The following is a 14,942-nucleotide window of genomic DNA, read 5'->3' as shown; positions in this document are numbered from 1 at the left end:
CCCGCCGGCCCGCGCGTCTCGTCCCCGCCCGCACGCCGCCACCCGGGCGGTTAGGCCCGCTCCTCGCCCCGCGCCACCGCTCTGCGGCGGGCCGATTTTGGCGCCATGCTGCGGCGCGCGTCGGTCACGACGTTTAAACATCGCTCCCTCCTTGCTTCTTGCCTGACACCAAAATCGGCTCCGTCACAGTCCTGTCCCGACCGGACTTGGAACCTGCAGAATTTCGGGTGGGTCGAACGTCTTTGCAAGCCTGAGTTCGGGGAACAGGCGCGACCAGAGAATCGTGACGACGATACAACCGATCCCGCCGAACACCACCGCGCCGACCGGACCCAGCAGCGAACCGAGCAGGCCGCTTTCGGCCTCGCCCAGTTCGTTCGAGGCCGAGATGGTGAGCTGCGACACCGCCGAAACCCGGCCGCGCATCTCATCGGGCGTGTGGAGCTGAATCAGTGACGAGCGGACATAGACAGACACCATGTCGGCGCAGCCGGCGACGATCAGGCCGGCGAGCGCGAGATAGAAAGCGTTGCTCGGCAGGATCAGATGCGCGGTGCCGAAGGTCAGGATACCGATCCCGAACACCATCACCGCGATCAGCATCTTCAGCCCGACATTGGTCTTCATCGGGCGGAACGAGAAGAACAGGGCGGTCGACGTCGCCCCGATTCCCATCCCGGCGGCAAGAAAGCCCAGGCCCCGCGATCCGACATGGAGGATGTCGCGCGCATAGACCGGCAGCAACGCGGTCGCCCCGGCGAGCAACACCGCGAACAAATCGAGCGTGATCGACGCCAGCACCAGTCGATTGCGCCGGACGTAGCGGAACCCCTCGACGATGCGGTGAAGCGGGCGATGGTCGGCTTGCGCCTGGGGTTGGGGCACCTTGCCGATCAGGAAGATCATGCCGAGCGCGATCAGGAACAGCGCGGTCGACGTGCCGTAGGCGGCATCGGGATGGATCGCATAGAGGAAGCCGCCCAGGCTCGGCCCGATGATCACGCCCACCTGCCAGGCGATCGAACTGACCGCGATCGCGGTCGGCAGCACCTCGCGCGGAACGAGATTGGGGGCGAGCGCGGAATAGGCGGGCCCCGAGAAAGCGCGCGCCACGCCGATGAACACCGCGGCAAGGAACAGCACAGGCAGGCTCAGCGCGTGAAGCCAGGTCAGCGTCCCGAGCATCACCGTCGTCGCCACCAGCAGGCCGGTGGTCCCGCGCACGATCCAGCGCCGGTCGAACGTATCGGCGATCAGCCCGACGATCGGCGTCAGCAGGAAGAGCGGGACGAACTGCGCCACGCCGATCATGCCGAGCAGGAAGGTCGCTTCCTTGATGCTCAGATGATGGACGTCGCGCGCCAGGCTGTAGACTTGCCAGCCGATGATGATCGACATCGCGGAAAGCGCGACGGTGCCGGCGAAGCGCGACAGCCAATACGCTCGGAAATTGGCGATGCGGAAGGGATGATCGGCGGGGAACATCCGCCTCGCCTTAGGCGGAGCGGTCGGCTTTTCGCAACCATGGCGTTACTTGTCCGACAAGAAGTCTGGCTGTGCCGCAGCGCACGATTGAAAACCGTCACGCTCCCGGCCTATAGGCCGCGCTTTCTCCCCCAAGGAAACGAGGTTTTCCCCATCGTGGCAAAAGCCCCAGCACGCGCCAAGAGCGAGCCGCTCAAGACCAATCGCGAGCGGCCCGACGAGCCGCAACCCTATGACGCGTCGAAAGACGAGTTGCTCGCGCTCTACAAGCAGATGCTGCTGATCCGTCGCTTCGAAGAGAAGGCCGGCCAGCTCTACGGCCTCGGCTTCATCGGCGGTTTCTGCCACCTCTATATCGGCCAGGAAGCGGTCGCGGTCGGCCTGCAGTCGGCGCTCGACGGCGAGAAGGACAGCGTGAACACCGGCTCTCGCGATCACGGCCACATGCTTGCCTACGGCATCGACCCCAAGGTCATCATGGCCGAGCTGACCGGCCGTGCTGCCGGCATCTCGAAGGGCAAGGGCGGGTCGATGCACATGTTCTCGACCGAGAAGAAGTTCTACGGCGGGCACGGCATCGTCGGCGCGCAGGTGTCGCTGGGTACCGGGCTCGCCTTCAAACACAAATATTCGAACGATGGCGGCGTCTGCCTCGCCTATTTCGGCGACGGCGCGGCCAATCAGGGCCAGGTCTACGAATCGTTCAACATGGCCGAGCTGTGGAAGCTTCCGATCATCTACGTGATCGAGAACAACCAATATGCCATGGGCACCAGCGTCAACCGCGCGTCGTCCGAGGACCAGCTCTATCGCCGCGGCGAGAGCTTCCGCATCCCGGGCATTCAGGTCGATGGCATGGATGTGCTGGCGTGCCGCGGTGCTGCCGAGGAGGCGCTGGCCTGGGTCCGCGCCGGCAAGGGGCCGCTCATCCTGGAGATGAAGACCTATCGCTATCGCGGCCACTCGATGTCCGACCCGGCCAAATATCGCAGCCGTGAGGAAGTCCAGGCGGTCCGCGACAAGTCCGACCCGATCGAGCATGCCAAGCAATTGCTCGAGAAGCTCGGGGTCACAGAAGACGAACTGAAGGCGGCGGAGGCCGCGATCCGGAAGCAGGTGAACGAGGCGGCGGACTTCGCCGAGCAGACGCCGGAGCCCGAGGTGGGCGAGCTTTATACCGACGTGCTGGTGGAGTCGTACTAAGATGGCGATCGAGATCAAGATGCCGGCGCTGTCGCCGACGATGGAAGAAGGCACGCTCGCAAAGTGGCTGGTCAAGGAAGGCGATGTGATCCGCTCGGGCGATATCATGGCCGAGATCGAGACCGATAAGGCTACAATGGAGTTCGAAGCGGTCGACGAAGGTACGATCGCGCGGATCCTGGTCGCCGAGGGCACCGACAACGTGAAGGTCGGCACCGTCATCGCGACGCTTGCCGCCGAGGGCGAGGAGGTGTCGAAGGCGGCGCCTGCCGCTGCGCCGGCCGAAAGCGCCGACGACAAGGCGGTCGAACCGGAGAAGCAGGAGCAGGCCGCCGAGAGCGGCACTCCCGAGCCGCATCTGGTCGAGACCGGTGCGCGCCAGATGTTCGAGGCGGCCAAGCACGATGCCGAGGTCGCCGATCCGGAAGTCCCCGCCGGCACCGCGATGGTCAAGGTCACGCTGCGCGAGGCGCTGCGTGACGCGATGGCCGAGGAGATGCGCAAGGATGAGCGCGTCTTCGTGATGGGCGAGGAAGTCGCGCAATATCAGGGCGCCTACAAGGTCACCCAGGGCCTGCTCGACGAATTCGGCGACAAGCGCGTGATCGACACGCCGATCACCGAATATGGTTTCGCCGGCGTCGGCACCGGCGCGGCGATGGGCGGCCTGCGCCCGATCGTCGAGTTCATGACGTTCAACTTCGCGATGCAGGCGATCGACCACATCATCAATTCGGCGGCCAAGACCAATTACATGTCGGGCGGCCAGATGCGCTGCCCGATCGTGTTCCGCGGTCCCAACGGCGCGGCGAGCCGCGTCGGCGCGCAGCACAGCCAGAATTACGGCCCGTGGTATGCCGCGGTGCCCGGGCTGATCGTGATCGCGCCGTACGACGCGCAGGACGCCAAGGGCCTGCTCAAGGCGGCGATCCGCAGCGAGGATCCGGTCGTCTTCCTCGAGAACGAACTGCTCTACGGCCGCACCTTCGAGGTGCCGCAGGTCGATGACTGGGTTCTGCCGATCGGCAAGGCGCGGATCATGCGCGAGGGCAAGGACGTAACGATCGTTTCCTATTCGATCGGCGTCGGCCTCAGCCTCGAAGCCGCCGACGAGCTCGCCAAGGAAGGGATCGACGCCGAGGTGATCGACCTGCGCACCTTGCGCCCGCTCGATCGCAAGACGGTGCTCAAATCGCTGGCCAAGACCAACCGCATCGTGGTGGTCGAGGAAGGCTGGCCGACCTGCTCGATCGCGTCCGAAGTGGCGGCATTCGTCATGGAAGAAGGCTTCGACGACCTCGACGCGCCGGTGCTGCGGGTGACCGACGAGGACGTGCCGCTGCCCTATGCGGCGAATCTCGAGAAGCTCGCGTTGATCTCGGCCGACAAGGTGATCAGCGCGGTAAAGAAGGTCTGCTATCGCTGAACGCACGCGTCCGTCGGGACCCTGTGAATGAGGCCGGGAGACCGCGCCTCATTCCATCGTCACTCCGGCCTTGTGCCGGGTCTGCCGAGCGGCAGGCCATACGACAGGCGAAGGCGCGCCAGCTGTGTGGCTAACCAGGTTCGATATCGCAGACGCCATGAAATGTGGCGCGGCAGACCCGGCACAAGGCCGGGGTGACGGTTGAAACCTGTAGTGAAGCAGGTAATTTTGCCGGACGATTGGTCGCTGCCACGCCACCAACCGTTCGGACCGGCCTTGTGGAGCGCGGCTGGCTCGGTAAACCCGTACGACACGCCCATGAATTCGCGGGCGAACGGGGAAGTCACGCGTCGATGAAACGGAACAGCCGCTAATGGTGTCGACGACCACTCTCGGCCTGGTCGGCGCACTGCTGGCGGCGGCGATCGTCGCCGCGAGCTGGATCCTGTTCACCGGCCTGCGCGCGCGCGGCGCCGCGGCGGCAACGCTGGCCGGCAACGACAAGCTCAACGCGATGCTCGCCTCGGGGCCGGCTTTGGCGATGGTGGTGCGCGCCGACGGCCGGCTGGAATTGCCCGATCGGCTGGCCGACTGGCTCGGCCTGGTGCCGCCGCCCAAATTCCTCGCCGAACTGGTGTCGCCGGGCGCCGGCCTGACCAGCGAGGACGCGGTGATTCTCGGCGACGCGGTCACCGCCGCGCAGAAGGCCGGCGAACCCTTCGCGCTGACCATCCGCCCGCAGGGATCGGTGCGCACGCTGGCGGTACGCGGCCAGCGCGCGCCGCGCGAGGTCGGGTCGCCGGGCGGCGTCCTGCTGTGGTTCTTCGACGCGACCGATAGCCAGGCGCAGATCGGCCAGTTGCTCGGCGAGACGCTCGAACTCGGCCAGGCGTTCGCGGCATTGCGCGGCCTGATCGAGGCGGCGCCGCTGCCGATGTGGTATCGCGGACCCGACATGCGGCTGGCTATGGTCAACACCGCCTATGTCCGCGCGGTCGAGGCGAGCGACGCCAAGCACGTCGTGTCGCGCCAGGTCGAATTGATCGAGGGATCGGGAATCGGCGGCCCACTGGCCAGTGCGCTGGTCGCGCGCGATACCGACAAGCCCAATGTCCAGGCGATGCCTGCGACGATCAACGGCGCGCGGCGGATGCTTCGCGTCCACGACGTGCCGCTGCCGAGCCCACCGGGCGGTGTCGCCGGATTCGCGATCGACATCGAGGACCTGGAGCAGGCGCGCGGCGGCATGAAGCGCTTCTCCGATGCGCAGCGCGCGATGCTCGACCGGCTGTCGGCGGGCGTGGTGCAATTCGCCCCGGACCGCAGCCTGGCGTTCTGCAACCAGCCGTTCCAGCGGATGTTCGCGATGCGCGGCGAATGGCTCGCCGACCGGCCCGAATTCGACCGCGTGCTCGAACGCATGCGCGAGGCCAATCGCTTGCCCGAGGTCCGCGACTTCCCGGGCTGGAAAGCGGAACGCCGCGACTGGTTCCTGGCGGCGACCGGGGCGATCGAGGAAACCTGGACGCTCCCCGGCGGCGTGCATCTGCGTGTCGTCGCCAATCCCTTGCCCGACGGCGGGCTGCTGCTGATTTTCGAGGACCGCACCGAACAGGTCCAGCTCGCCAGCGCGCGCGACACCTTGCTGCGCGTCCGCACCGCGACGTTCGACAATCTGTTCGAGGCGCTGGGCGTGTTCGCCGGCGACGGACGACTGCAGATCTGGAACAACAAGTTCCGCGAGCTCTGGGCATTCGACGAGGAGTTCCTGGCGAGCCATCCGCGGATCGATGCGCTGGTCGAGCGCGGTGCTGCCAGACTGGCGCAGCCGGGGCGCGCCAGCGTGATCGCCGAGATCGTGCGGTCGGCGGCGGTCGGGCGCCAGCAACGCGGCGGGCGTGTGGCGTTCGCCGACGGGCGCCATTTCGAATTCGCCGGCGTGCCGCTGCCCGACGGCAACGCGCTGTTCATCATGCTCGACATATCCGACAGCCGGCGCATCGAGCAGGCGCTGCGCGATCGCAACGAGGCCTTGGTCGCCGCCGATCAGGTCAAGACCGCATTCGTCGCCAATATGAGCTATGAATTGCGCACGCCGCTGACCTCGATCCAGGGCTTCGCCGAGATGCTCGGCGAAGGCTATGCCGGCAAGCTCAGCAAGACCGCCGATGGCTATGTCGACGCGATCCTCGAATCGGTCGCGCGGCTGTCGGCGCTGGTCGACGACGTGCTCAACCTGACCGAGGGCGACCAGAACAAGGTCGAACGGCTCGACGTCGATCTCGAGACCGTCGCCTATAATGCCGCCGAGGCGGTCGCGCCGCTCGCCAAGCGCAAGAAGATCGACTTCGCGATCGAGGTCGCCCCCTCGACCGGCACGGTGAAGGGCGACGCCAAGAAGTTGCGCGAGATGATCGAACATTTGTTGCGCCACGCGGTCGGCGGGACGCACGAGGGCGGGCGCGTGCTGCTGCATACCGACGGCGACATGCGCGCGGCGCGGATCGTGGTGTCGGACGATGGCCCGGGGATGGCGCCCGACGACGTCGAGCACGCCTTCGATCGCTTCGCCGAGCACGAATCGCGCGACGACGACCGCGCGCTTGGGCTGGGCCTACCGATCGCGCGGCAATTCGCCGAGTCGCATGGCGGGACGATCCAGCTTCTGTCCGAGCCTGGCGCGGGGACATTGTTGACGGTGGAATTGCCGCGCTGATTGCGTGGGATGTCGAATGCGCATAAAGTATGCGCATAAGGAGTGCGTCATGGCCCGAGTTCGCGAAGATCGTACGCCGTTTCGCCGTCCGACCAACGTGTCGCTCGACGCCCGTCTCGTAGCGGAAGCCAAGGAACTCGGCATCAACGTCTCGCGAGCGAGCGAGGAGGGATTGGCGCGCGAGGTCAAGGCCGAGCGCGAGCGGCGTTTCAAGGAAGAAAATGCCGAGGCGTTCGAGGAGTGGAACAGGTTTGTCGAGGAGAAAGGGTTGCCGCTCGAACGATTCCGCCAATTCTGATGGCGCAGTTCGATGTCTTCCGGCCGAGGGACGGCGAGGAGCTGCTGCTCGACTGCCAGTCGAGCATCCTTGACCGCTTGGAAACGCGTTTCGTGGTCCCGCTCCTGAGCCCCGACGATATGCCGAAACGGATCGCGAGGTTGAACCCACGGTTCGAGATCGACGGCAGGGAGTTCTTCATGGCGACGCAGGGTGCCGCGACCATCCCCGCCAAGATGATCGGGACCTGCGTGACGTCGCTTGCCGACGCTCATCACGAGATCGTCGGTGCGCTCGACATGCTCATCAGCGGCTATTGATGCTGCTCGCCGACGCCGCTGCCAGCGAAGCGTTGGGTGCTCGCCTCGCCGCGGCGGTGCTCCCCGGCGACGTCATCACGCTGTCCGGTCCGCTCGGCGCTGGCAAGACGAGCATTGCGCGCGGGCTGCTCGCTGCTCTGGGGCTGGAAGGCGAAGCACCATCGCCGACCTTCGCGATCGTCCAGCCCTACGAACCGCCCGAAACGCGGCTGCCGGTGATGCATGTCGATCTCTATCGCATCGAGCATGTCGAGGAGATCGACGAACTCGGCCTCGATGAGGGGCGCGGGGAGTCACTGTTGCTGATCGAATGGCCCGAGCGCGCGCCGGGGCGCTGGCCCGACGCACTGGCGTTGAGCCTGGACTTCGCACCCGATAGCGGACGCCGCTTGACAGCCATCGTGCCCTCGGCATGGGAGGGACGATGGTCCCTGAAATGAACCCACCGCCGGGCGCCGCCGATTTCCTCGCCAAGCTCGGCTGGGGAGAAGGCGAAGTGCTGCCGCTGGCCGGCGATGCCTCGTTCCGCCGTTACTTCCGCGTCGCCGATCATGGCCGCAGCGCGATCCTGATGGATGCGCCTCCGCCGCACGAGGATCCGCGCCCGTTCATCGCCGTCGCCGAGTGGTTGGTGCAGCATGGTTTCCCCGCGCCGGCGATCTTCGGCACCGATCTCGACCAGGGGCTCGTGCTGATCGAGGATTTCGGTGATGCTCGGATGCGCGAGACGGTCGATGCCGCGCCCGAGAGCCTGCTCCGGATGTATGAAGCGGCGGTCGATATCCTGATCCGCCTGCGTGCAGAACCAGCCGGGCCGTGGCGTGCCTACGACCGCACCGAATTGCATCGCGAATCCGACCTGCTGGTCGATTGGTATTGTCCGGCGATCGGGCTGACCGTCGACACGGTCGGCTATACCAAGGCTTGGGACGAGGTTTTCGACCATGCGCTGGCGGCCGAGCCGGTCACCGTTCTCCGCGACTATCATGCCGAGAATCTGATGCTGATCGGTGGCACCGAGGCGCTGGGGCTACTCGATTTCCAGGACGCGCTGGCCGGGCATCCCGCTTACGATCTGGTCTCGCTGCTCCAGGACGCGCGGCGCGATGTCGAGCCGGAGATCGAGGCGGCGATGCTGGCGCGCTATCGCCGTGTGACGGGGGCGGGGGACGATTTCGACGCTGCTTATCATGTGCTCGGCGCGCAGCGGAACGCCAAGATCATCGGCATCTTCACCCGACTGTGGCGTCGCGACGGCAAGCCGCGCTATCCGGCGATGTGCCCGCGCGTGTGGCGCTACCTCAATCGCGATCTCGATCATCCCGCGCTCGGCCCGGTCAAGGCGTGGTTCGATGCCAATATCCCTGCCGGCCAGCGCGGCGACCCGATGGAGATTATCGGCGCATGAAGCCGAAGCGCACCCTGGCGATTCGTCCGGACCCCGGCGGCACCGTTCCGGAGACCGCGATGGTGATGGCGGCCGGGATCGGCAAGAGGATGCGCCCGCTGACCGCGACGCGACCCAAGCCGCTGATCCAGGTGGCGGGGCAGACCTTGCTCGACCATGTGTTCGATCGCTTGCGCGCGGCGGGAATCAAGCGCGCGGTCGTCAATGTCCATTACCTCGCGGACGCGCTCGAGGCGCATCTCAAGAACCGCGTGAAGGGCATCGACATCGTCATTTCCGACGAGCGCCCGCAATTGATGGAGACCGGCGGCGGTATCGTCCAGGCGCGCGACCTGATCGGCGACAAGCCGTTCGTCGCGGTCAATGCCGACAATCTATGGGTCGACGGTCCGGCCGATACGATCAAGCTGCTGGCGTCGCGTTGGGACGACGAGGCGATGGACGCCTTACTGCTGCTGGTGCCGCTGGCGCGCGCGCACAATCATGGCGGGCAGGGCGATTTCCACCTCGACGCCAATGGCCGCATCACCGGGCGCCGCAAGCCGGGCAGGGTGGCGCCGTTCGTCTATACCGGCGTCCAGATCCTGTCGCCGCGGCTGATCCGGGACTGGCCAGAGGGACCGTTCTCGACCAACCTGTTCTGGAACCGCGCGATCGAGGCGGGCCGGGCTTATGGCTTCGTCCACCAGGGCCTGTGGTTCGACGTCGGCACGCCGCCCGCGATCGCCAAGACCGAGGCGCTTCTTATCGATGCGTAAGGGGGGCAGGTGCGCGCTGTTTCCTCAATTCGTCATGCCGGCCTTGTTCCGGCATCCATCGGGCCTCAGGCGGTATGGCCTGGGGCACGGCAGACCCCGGCACAAGGCCGGGGTGACGGTTAGAGCGTGAGACTCGCGCTCTACACCATCCCCGCGCAACGGGCGTTCGCCGACGCGCTGGTTGCCGGGCTGATGAAGCGCGTCGGCGACGATCCGCTGCGATTGGCGCGCGGGCTCGTGCTGCTTCCCAACAATCGCGGACGCCGCGCCGTCCAGGACGCGTTCGTGCGCGCCAGCGGCAACGGCTTGCTGCTGCCGCGGCTGGTGACGATCGGTGACCCCGCGCTCGACGAAGCGGCGGGCGCGATGCTCGACCCGGCCGACGATCAGGAACCGCTCCCGCCACCGGTCGACCCGCTCGCGCGGCGGATGATCCTTGCGCGCCTGGTGTCGGAGGAGCGTGCGCGGCGCGGCGAGCCGGTGACCGCCGACGAAGCGGTGCGGCTGGCCGGCGCGCTGGCGCGCACGCTCGATCAATTGCTGGTCGAGGAAGTCGCCGCGTCGCAGCTCGACGACCTCTCGTTCGCGCCCGAACTGACCAGCCATTGGGAACGCGCGCTCGATCTGTTCCGTATCGTCATCGACCGCTGGCCGGCCGAGCTGGCGCGCTTGGGCGCGATGGACGCGGCGGAACGGCGCGCGATCATGCTGCGCCGACTCGCCGCGCGCTGGAAGGAGACGCCGCCGCCCGGCTTCGTCTGCGCGGCGGGGATCACCGATCCGGCCCGCGCGGTGGCGGGTTTGCTGCGTCGCGTCGCCGAACTGAACGAGGGCCTGGTGGTGTTCCAGGACCTCGCCACGACCTTGCCCGACGAGGAATGGGATGCGTTGGGCCCGCACGAGCCGGACGCGGCCGGCTTCACCGCCCGATCGATCGAGACCCATCCGCAATTCCAGCTCAAACTGCTGCTCGAGCGGATGGGCGCGGGGCGCGGCGAGGTGCGGACGTGGCGCGAAGGCAGCGAGCACGACGCCTCGGCGGCACGCGGCAAGGCGATCGCCAATGCCTTCGCGCCGGCCGAATTCACCGGCAAATGGACCGCGCTGGACGCGGCCGATCGCCGGCTGACCGGAATTCGCGCGGTTGAGCTGGCGACGCCGGCCGACGAGGCGCAGGCGATCGCGCTGGCGTTGCGCGGCGCGCTCGAAGCCGAAGGGCGGACCGCTGCGCTCGTCACGCCCGATCGCGCGCTGGCCGAGCGCGTCGCCGCGCATTGTGCGCGCTGGGGGATCGAGATCGACGATACCGCCGGTCGCCCGCTGGCGACGCGCCCGCCGGGCACGCTGCTGACGATGATGGCCGAGGCGGCGGCGCAGGATTTCGCGCCCCTGGCCTTACTCGCGCTGCTCAAGCATCCCTTGGTCCAGAGCGGGGAGCCGCGCACCCTGTGGCTCGATGGCGTGCGAGCGCTCGATCGCGCCTTGCGCGGCCCGCGACCGGCGCCCGGGCTGGCCGGGATCGACGCGCATCTACTGGACGGCGACGAGCGCGAGGCGCCGATCCGGGCGGCGGCGCGGCGCGTCTGGCCGGCGATGCGTGATCTGCTCGAACCGCTCGCGCGTTGCTTCGGCGATGGCGCGCAGCCACTGGCGGCGATGGCCGCGACATTGCGGGAGACAGCCGAGGCCTTGTGCGGCTTCGCTGTCTGGGCCGGTCCCGCCGGCCGCGCCGCCGCGGAACTGCTCGCCGATCTCGAGGTCCGCGCCGCCGACGGGCCAGCGTCGATCGATCCCGCCAGCGTCGCGCCGCTGCTGCGCACGCTGATGGAGGAAGTCGCGATCCGACCGCCACAGGGCGGGCATCCCAGACTGGCGATCTACGGCCTGATCGAGGCGCGGTTGCAGGCGGCGGACCTGATGATTCTGGGCAGCCTCAACGAAGGCACCTGGCCATCGGTTGCTGCGCCCGACCCGTGGCTGGCGCCGCGCATCCGCGCCGAACTCGGCCTGCCGGGGCTCGAGCGCGGGATCGGCATCGCGGCGCATGATTTCGCCAATGCGCTCGGCGCGCCCGAGGTGCTGATCACCCGCGCCCGCCGCGACGGGCGGTCGCCGACGCTGGCGTCGCGCTTCTGGCTGCGGCTGGAGGCGCTGGCGGGCGATCGCTTCGACCGCGAGCCCGACCTCGCGGGCTGGGCCGCGGCGATCGACGATCCCGGCGAGCATCGACCCGAGCCGCGGCCGGAACCGTCGCCGGCAGTCGACGACCGGCCGCGCCAGATCTCGGTGACCGAAGTCGACCGGTTGAAGGCCGATCCTTATGCCTTTTACGCCCGCCGGATGCTGCGGCTGGGCGCGATCGATCCGGTCGATGCCGAGCCGAGCGCGGCGTGGCGCGGCAACCAGGTCCATGCGATCCTGGAAGACTGGTTTCGCGAGGACGGCGCCGATCCCGAGACGTTGCGGCCCCGCGCGGAGGCGTTGCTCGGCGACGTTCGCACCCATCCGATGATCCGCGCCCTATGGGGGCCGCGCCTGATCGAGGCGGTCGACTGGATCGCGCGCGAAGTGTCCGATCGCGCGGACGAACGGCAGATCCTGGCGGTCGAGGGCAAAGGAACGCTGCAGCTTGCCGGCGTCGACCTGTCGGGCCGGTTCGACCGTATCGACCGGCTGCACGACGGCGGACTGGTGGTGGTCGATTACAAGACCGGCCAGCCGCCCTCGACCGCGGCGGTGCGCGCCGGGTTCAGCCTGCAACTCGGCCTGCTCGGCATGATCGCGGAGGCCGGCAAGTTCGCCGATGTGGCGGGTACGGCCGAAGGGTTCGAATATTGGTCGCTCGCGCGCAATCGCGCCGGCGGCTTCGGCTATGTCGATTCGCCCTGCGACCCGCGCAAGCGCGACCCGATACCGGCGGACGAGTTCGTCGCCCAGGCGCGCGCCAATTTCATCGACGCCGCGGCGACCTGGCTGACCGGCGCGGCGCCATTCACCGCCAAGCTCAAGCCCGAATATGCGCCGTTCGGCGATTACGACCAATTGATGCGCCGCGACGAATGGTATGGCCGTGAGCGGCGCTGACTCGATCCTGCCGCGGCTCGTCGACGAGCAGGCGCGGGCGAGCGATCCCTCGTCGCACGTCTGGCTCGCGGCCTCGGCGGGCACCGGCAAGACCCAGGTGCTGGCAGCGCGCGTCTATCGCCTGCTGCTCGGCGGCACCGATCCCGGCACGATCCTGTGCCTGACCTTCACCAAGGCCGGCGCCGCCGAGATGGCGGGACGGATCAACCAGCGATTGGCACGCTGGGTCCGCGCGTCGGATGATGACATCAAGGCCGACCTGATCTCGCTGTGCGAGAAATGGACGCCAGCGCTAATCGCCCGCGCGCGTACCTTGTTCGCCAAGGTACTCGACGCGCCCGGCGGCGGGTTGCGCATCCAGACCATCCACGGCTTTTGCCAGTCGCTGTTGACCGCGTTCCCGGTCGAGGCCAGGCTGACCCCGGGCTTTCGCCCACTCGAAGCGCGCGAGGAATCGGCGCTGGCGCGCGAGACGCTGGCGCAATTGCTGGTCGATGCCGAGCGCGAGGGGCACGAGTCGGCAGTGCGCGCGGTCGGCGCGCTGAGCCTGAGGCTGGGCGAGGAAGGGGCGGAGGCGTTCCTGCGCGCCTGTGCCCGCGCGCCCGCGGCGATGGCGGCACTGCCGATGGGTGAGGGCATCGGGCCCTATGTGCGGCGCGCCTTGCTCGGGGTCGACGATGTCGAGGCGACGATCCTCGAAGGCTGCGCCGATCCCGAGATCGACGCGCTGCTGCGGCGCGTGGCGGCCGCCAATCGCGCCTGGGGGACTGCGACCGGCACCGGCCATGCCGATATCGCCGATGCGTGGCTGGCGGCCGGACCCGAGGATCGCCGGGCGATGCTGACGGACCTGATCGCCATCGCGCGCACCGGCAAGGGCGAGCCGCGCAAGGCATCGGCCAAGCTGGTCGCGATCGAGCCCGATTATGTCGAGCTGATCGCGATGGTCGGCGACCATGGCGCACGGCTGGCGGCGATCGAGGCGCTGGCCGATTATGCCGAGCTGCTCGCCGCCGGCTTGTCGGTGGGGCGCGACTATGCGGCCGCCTATCGCGTCGCCAAGCGGCGGATCGGCGCGGTCGATTTCGACGATCTGATCGATTCCGCGGTCGCCTTGCTGCGCCAGGACGGGATGGGCGACTGGGTGCGCTTCAAGCTCGACCAGGCCACCGACCATGTCCTGATCGACGAGGCGCAGGACACCAATTTGCGTCAATGGGAAATCGTCGATGCGATCGCCAGCGACTTCTTCGCCGGTTTCGGCACGCGCGGCGATCGCAAGCGCACGCTGTTCACGGTCGGCGACTACAAGCAGGCGATTTTCGGTTTCCAGGGCACCGACCCGCTCAATTTCCGCTGGGCGGAGCGGCATTTCCGCGACCTCGCCGAGGTGACGAGCGATATAAGCGAGATCGAGCCGACGCCGTTCGAGCAATTGGCGCTGACCTCGTCCTTCCGCTCGACTCAGCCGATCCTCGATTTCGTCGACGCCGCGATCGGCGTGCTGCCCGGCGGCGGGCTGGGGGTCGACGACAGCCAGCGCCACGCCAGCAAGGTCGCAGGCCCGGGCCAGGTCAATCTGTGGGCACCGACGCTGGCCGGCGAGGAGGACGAAGGCGAGGAGGGCTGGGTCGCCGACGCGGTGCGCGCGCATGCCACGCGGATCGCGGCGCAGGTCAGGGCCTGGCTCGATCCCAAGGACCCATTGATCCTCGAGAGCAAGGGGCGGCCGTTGCGCCCCGAGGACGTCATGATCCTGGTCAAGCGGCGCGGCGAGCTCGCCTCGCTGATCGTCGCGCGGCTCTATGCCGAGGGCGTGCCGGTGGCGGGGGTCGACCGCTTGCGCCTGACCGCGCCGCTCGCGGTGCAGGATTTGCTCGCGGCGATCCGCTTCGTACTCCAGCCGCAGGACGATCTGGCACTCGCCAGCCTGTTGGTGTCGCCGCTGATCGGCTGGAGCCAGGACGAACTGATGCACGCGGCGATAAAGCGGCGCGGCGGCCTCTGGGCGCATCTCCAGGCGACGCAGCCGGCCGAGCGGATCGCGCCGCTGGCGGCGATGCTGCGCCGCGCCGATTTCACCACGCCCTATGTTTTCCTCGAGGAAATGCTGACCGGCCCGCTGGATGGGCGGCGCAAGCTGATCCGGCGGCTGGGGCAGGAAGCGCGCGATCCGATCGACGAGTTGCTCAACGCGGCGTTGGAGTTCGAGCGGGTCGCCATTCCCTCGCTGCAGCGCTTCCTCGACTGGTTCGACCGCGGCGA

The 14,942-nt window shown here is 68.0% G+C and carries 11 protein-coding genes; 10 read left to right on the top strand and 1 reads right to left on the bottom strand.

All coding sequences use genetic code 11. The features are described from left to right. Positions 1-183: 183 nt before the first annotated feature. On the bottom strand, positions 184-1,485 hold the full coding sequence (locus tag ACTHJR_RS04885; RefSeq protein WP_440522003.1) for an MFS transporter: 1,302 nt from the start codon (positions 1,483-1,485) through the stop codon (positions 184-186). Positions 1,486-1,641: 156 nt separating this feature from the next. Between ACTHJR_RS04885 and pdhA the strand changes: the two genes are divergently transcribed. From pdhA to ACTHJR_RS04835, 10 genes are all read left to right on the top strand, one after another. Further along, complete coding sequence (gene pdhA, locus ACTHJR_RS04880) at positions 1,642-2,688, top strand: pyruvate dehydrogenase (acetyl-transferring) E1 component subunit alpha (protein WP_440522002.1); 1,047 nt, start codon at positions 1,642-1,644, stop codon at positions 2,686-2,688. Between the two features lies 1 nt (position 2,689). After that, entirely contained in the window at positions 2,690-4,114 is a 1,425-nt protein-coding gene (locus ACTHJR_RS04875; protein WP_440522001.1) for a pyruvate dehydrogenase complex E1 component subunit beta, read from the top strand. Between the two features lie 373 nt (positions 4,115-4,487). Beyond that, positions 4,488-6,830, top strand: a complete 2,343-nt coding sequence (locus ACTHJR_RS04870; protein WP_440522000.1) for a PAS-domain containing protein — start codon at positions 4,488-4,490, stop codon at positions 6,828-6,830. A gap of 49 nt (positions 6,831-6,879) precedes the next feature. Beyond that, the gene (locus tag ACTHJR_RS04865; RefSeq protein WP_440521999.1) at positions 6,880-7,128 is read left to right on the top strand and encodes a type II toxin-antitoxin system CcdA family antitoxin; all 249 of its coding nucleotides are present in this window, start codon (positions 6,880-6,882) and stop codon (positions 7,126-7,128) included. Continuing rightward, on the top strand, positions 7,128-7,427 hold the full coding sequence (locus tag ACTHJR_RS04860) for a CcdB family protein (RefSeq protein WP_440521998.1): 300 nt from the start codon (positions 7,128-7,130) through the stop codon (positions 7,425-7,427). The genes ACTHJR_RS04865 and ACTHJR_RS04860 overlap by 1 nt, the downstream gene beginning before the upstream one ends. After that, entirely contained in the window at positions 7,427-7,867 is a 441-nt protein-coding gene (tsaE, locus tag ACTHJR_RS04855) for a tRNA (adenosine(37)-N6)-threonylcarbamoyltransferase complex ATPase subunit type 1 TsaE (protein WP_440521997.1), read from the top strand. The genes ACTHJR_RS04860 and tsaE overlap by 1 nt, the downstream gene beginning before the upstream one ends. Next, positions 7,864-8,835 carry an aminoglycoside phosphotransferase family protein gene (locus ACTHJR_RS04850; RefSeq protein WP_440521996.1) on the top strand — a complete coding sequence of 324 codons (972 nt, stop codon included), beginning with the start codon at positions 7,864-7,866 and terminating at the stop codon, positions 8,833-8,835. The genes tsaE and ACTHJR_RS04850 overlap by 4 nt, the downstream gene beginning before the upstream one ends. Then, entirely contained in the window at positions 8,832-9,593 is a 762-nt protein-coding gene (locus ACTHJR_RS04845) for a nucleotidyltransferase family protein (RefSeq protein WP_440521995.1), read from the top strand. Before ACTHJR_RS04850 ends, ACTHJR_RS04845 begins: the two co-directional genes overlap by 4 nt. A 126-nt stretch (positions 9,594-9,719) precedes the next feature. After that, on the top strand, positions 9,720-12,677 hold the full coding sequence (gene addB / locus ACTHJR_RS04840) for a double-strand break repair protein AddB (protein WP_440521994.1): 2,958 nt from the start codon (positions 9,720-9,722) through the stop codon (positions 12,675-12,677). Next, positions 12,658-14,942 (top strand): UvrD-helicase domain-containing protein (locus ACTHJR_RS04835; RefSeq protein ID WP_440521993.1); only part of this gene is annotated, 2,285 nt, incomplete at its 3' end. The genes addB and ACTHJR_RS04835, both read left to right, overlap by 20 nt.

This window comes from Sphingomonas sp., from assembly GCF_051962185.1.
Classification (GTDB): domain Bacteria; phylum Pseudomonadota; class Alphaproteobacteria; order Sphingomonadales; family Sphingomonadaceae; genus Sphingomonas.
This window is presented reverse-complemented; position numbering and strand designations above follow the sequence as displayed.

Excerpts from the sequence above, each read along its gene's own strand:
- ACTHJR_RS04870 (WP_440522000.1), top strand. The coding sequence starts at position 4,488 with ATGGTGTCGACGACCACTCTCGGCCTGGTCGGCGCACTGCTGGCGGCG.
- ACTHJR_RS04865 (WP_440521999.1), top strand. The coding sequence starts at position 6,880 with ATGGCCCGAGTTCGCGAAGATCGTACGCCGTTTCGCCGTCCGACCAAC.
- tsaE (WP_440521997.1), top strand. The coding sequence starts at position 7,427 with ATGCTGCTCGCCGACGCCGCTGCCAGCGAAGCGTTGGGTGCTCGCCTC.
- ACTHJR_RS04875 (WP_440522001.1), top strand. The coding sequence starts at position 2,690 with ATGGCGATCGAGATCAAGATGCCGGCGCTGTCGCCGACGATGGAAGAA.
- ACTHJR_RS04845 (WP_440521995.1), top strand. The coding sequence starts at position 8,832 with ATGAAGCCGAAGCGCACCCTGGCGATTCGTCCGGACCCCGGCGGCACC.
- ACTHJR_RS04850 (WP_440521996.1), top strand. The coding sequence starts at position 7,864 with ATGAACCCACCGCCGGGCGCCGCCGATTTCCTCGCCAAGCTCGGCTGG.
- ACTHJR_RS04885 (WP_440522003.1), bottom strand. The coding sequence starts at position 1,485 with ATGTTCCCCGCCGATCATCCCTTCCGCATCGCCAATTTCCGAGCGTAT.
- ACTHJR_RS04860 (WP_440521998.1), top strand. The coding sequence starts at position 7,128 with ATGGCGCAGTTCGATGTCTTCCGGCCGAGGGACGGCGAGGAGCTGCTG.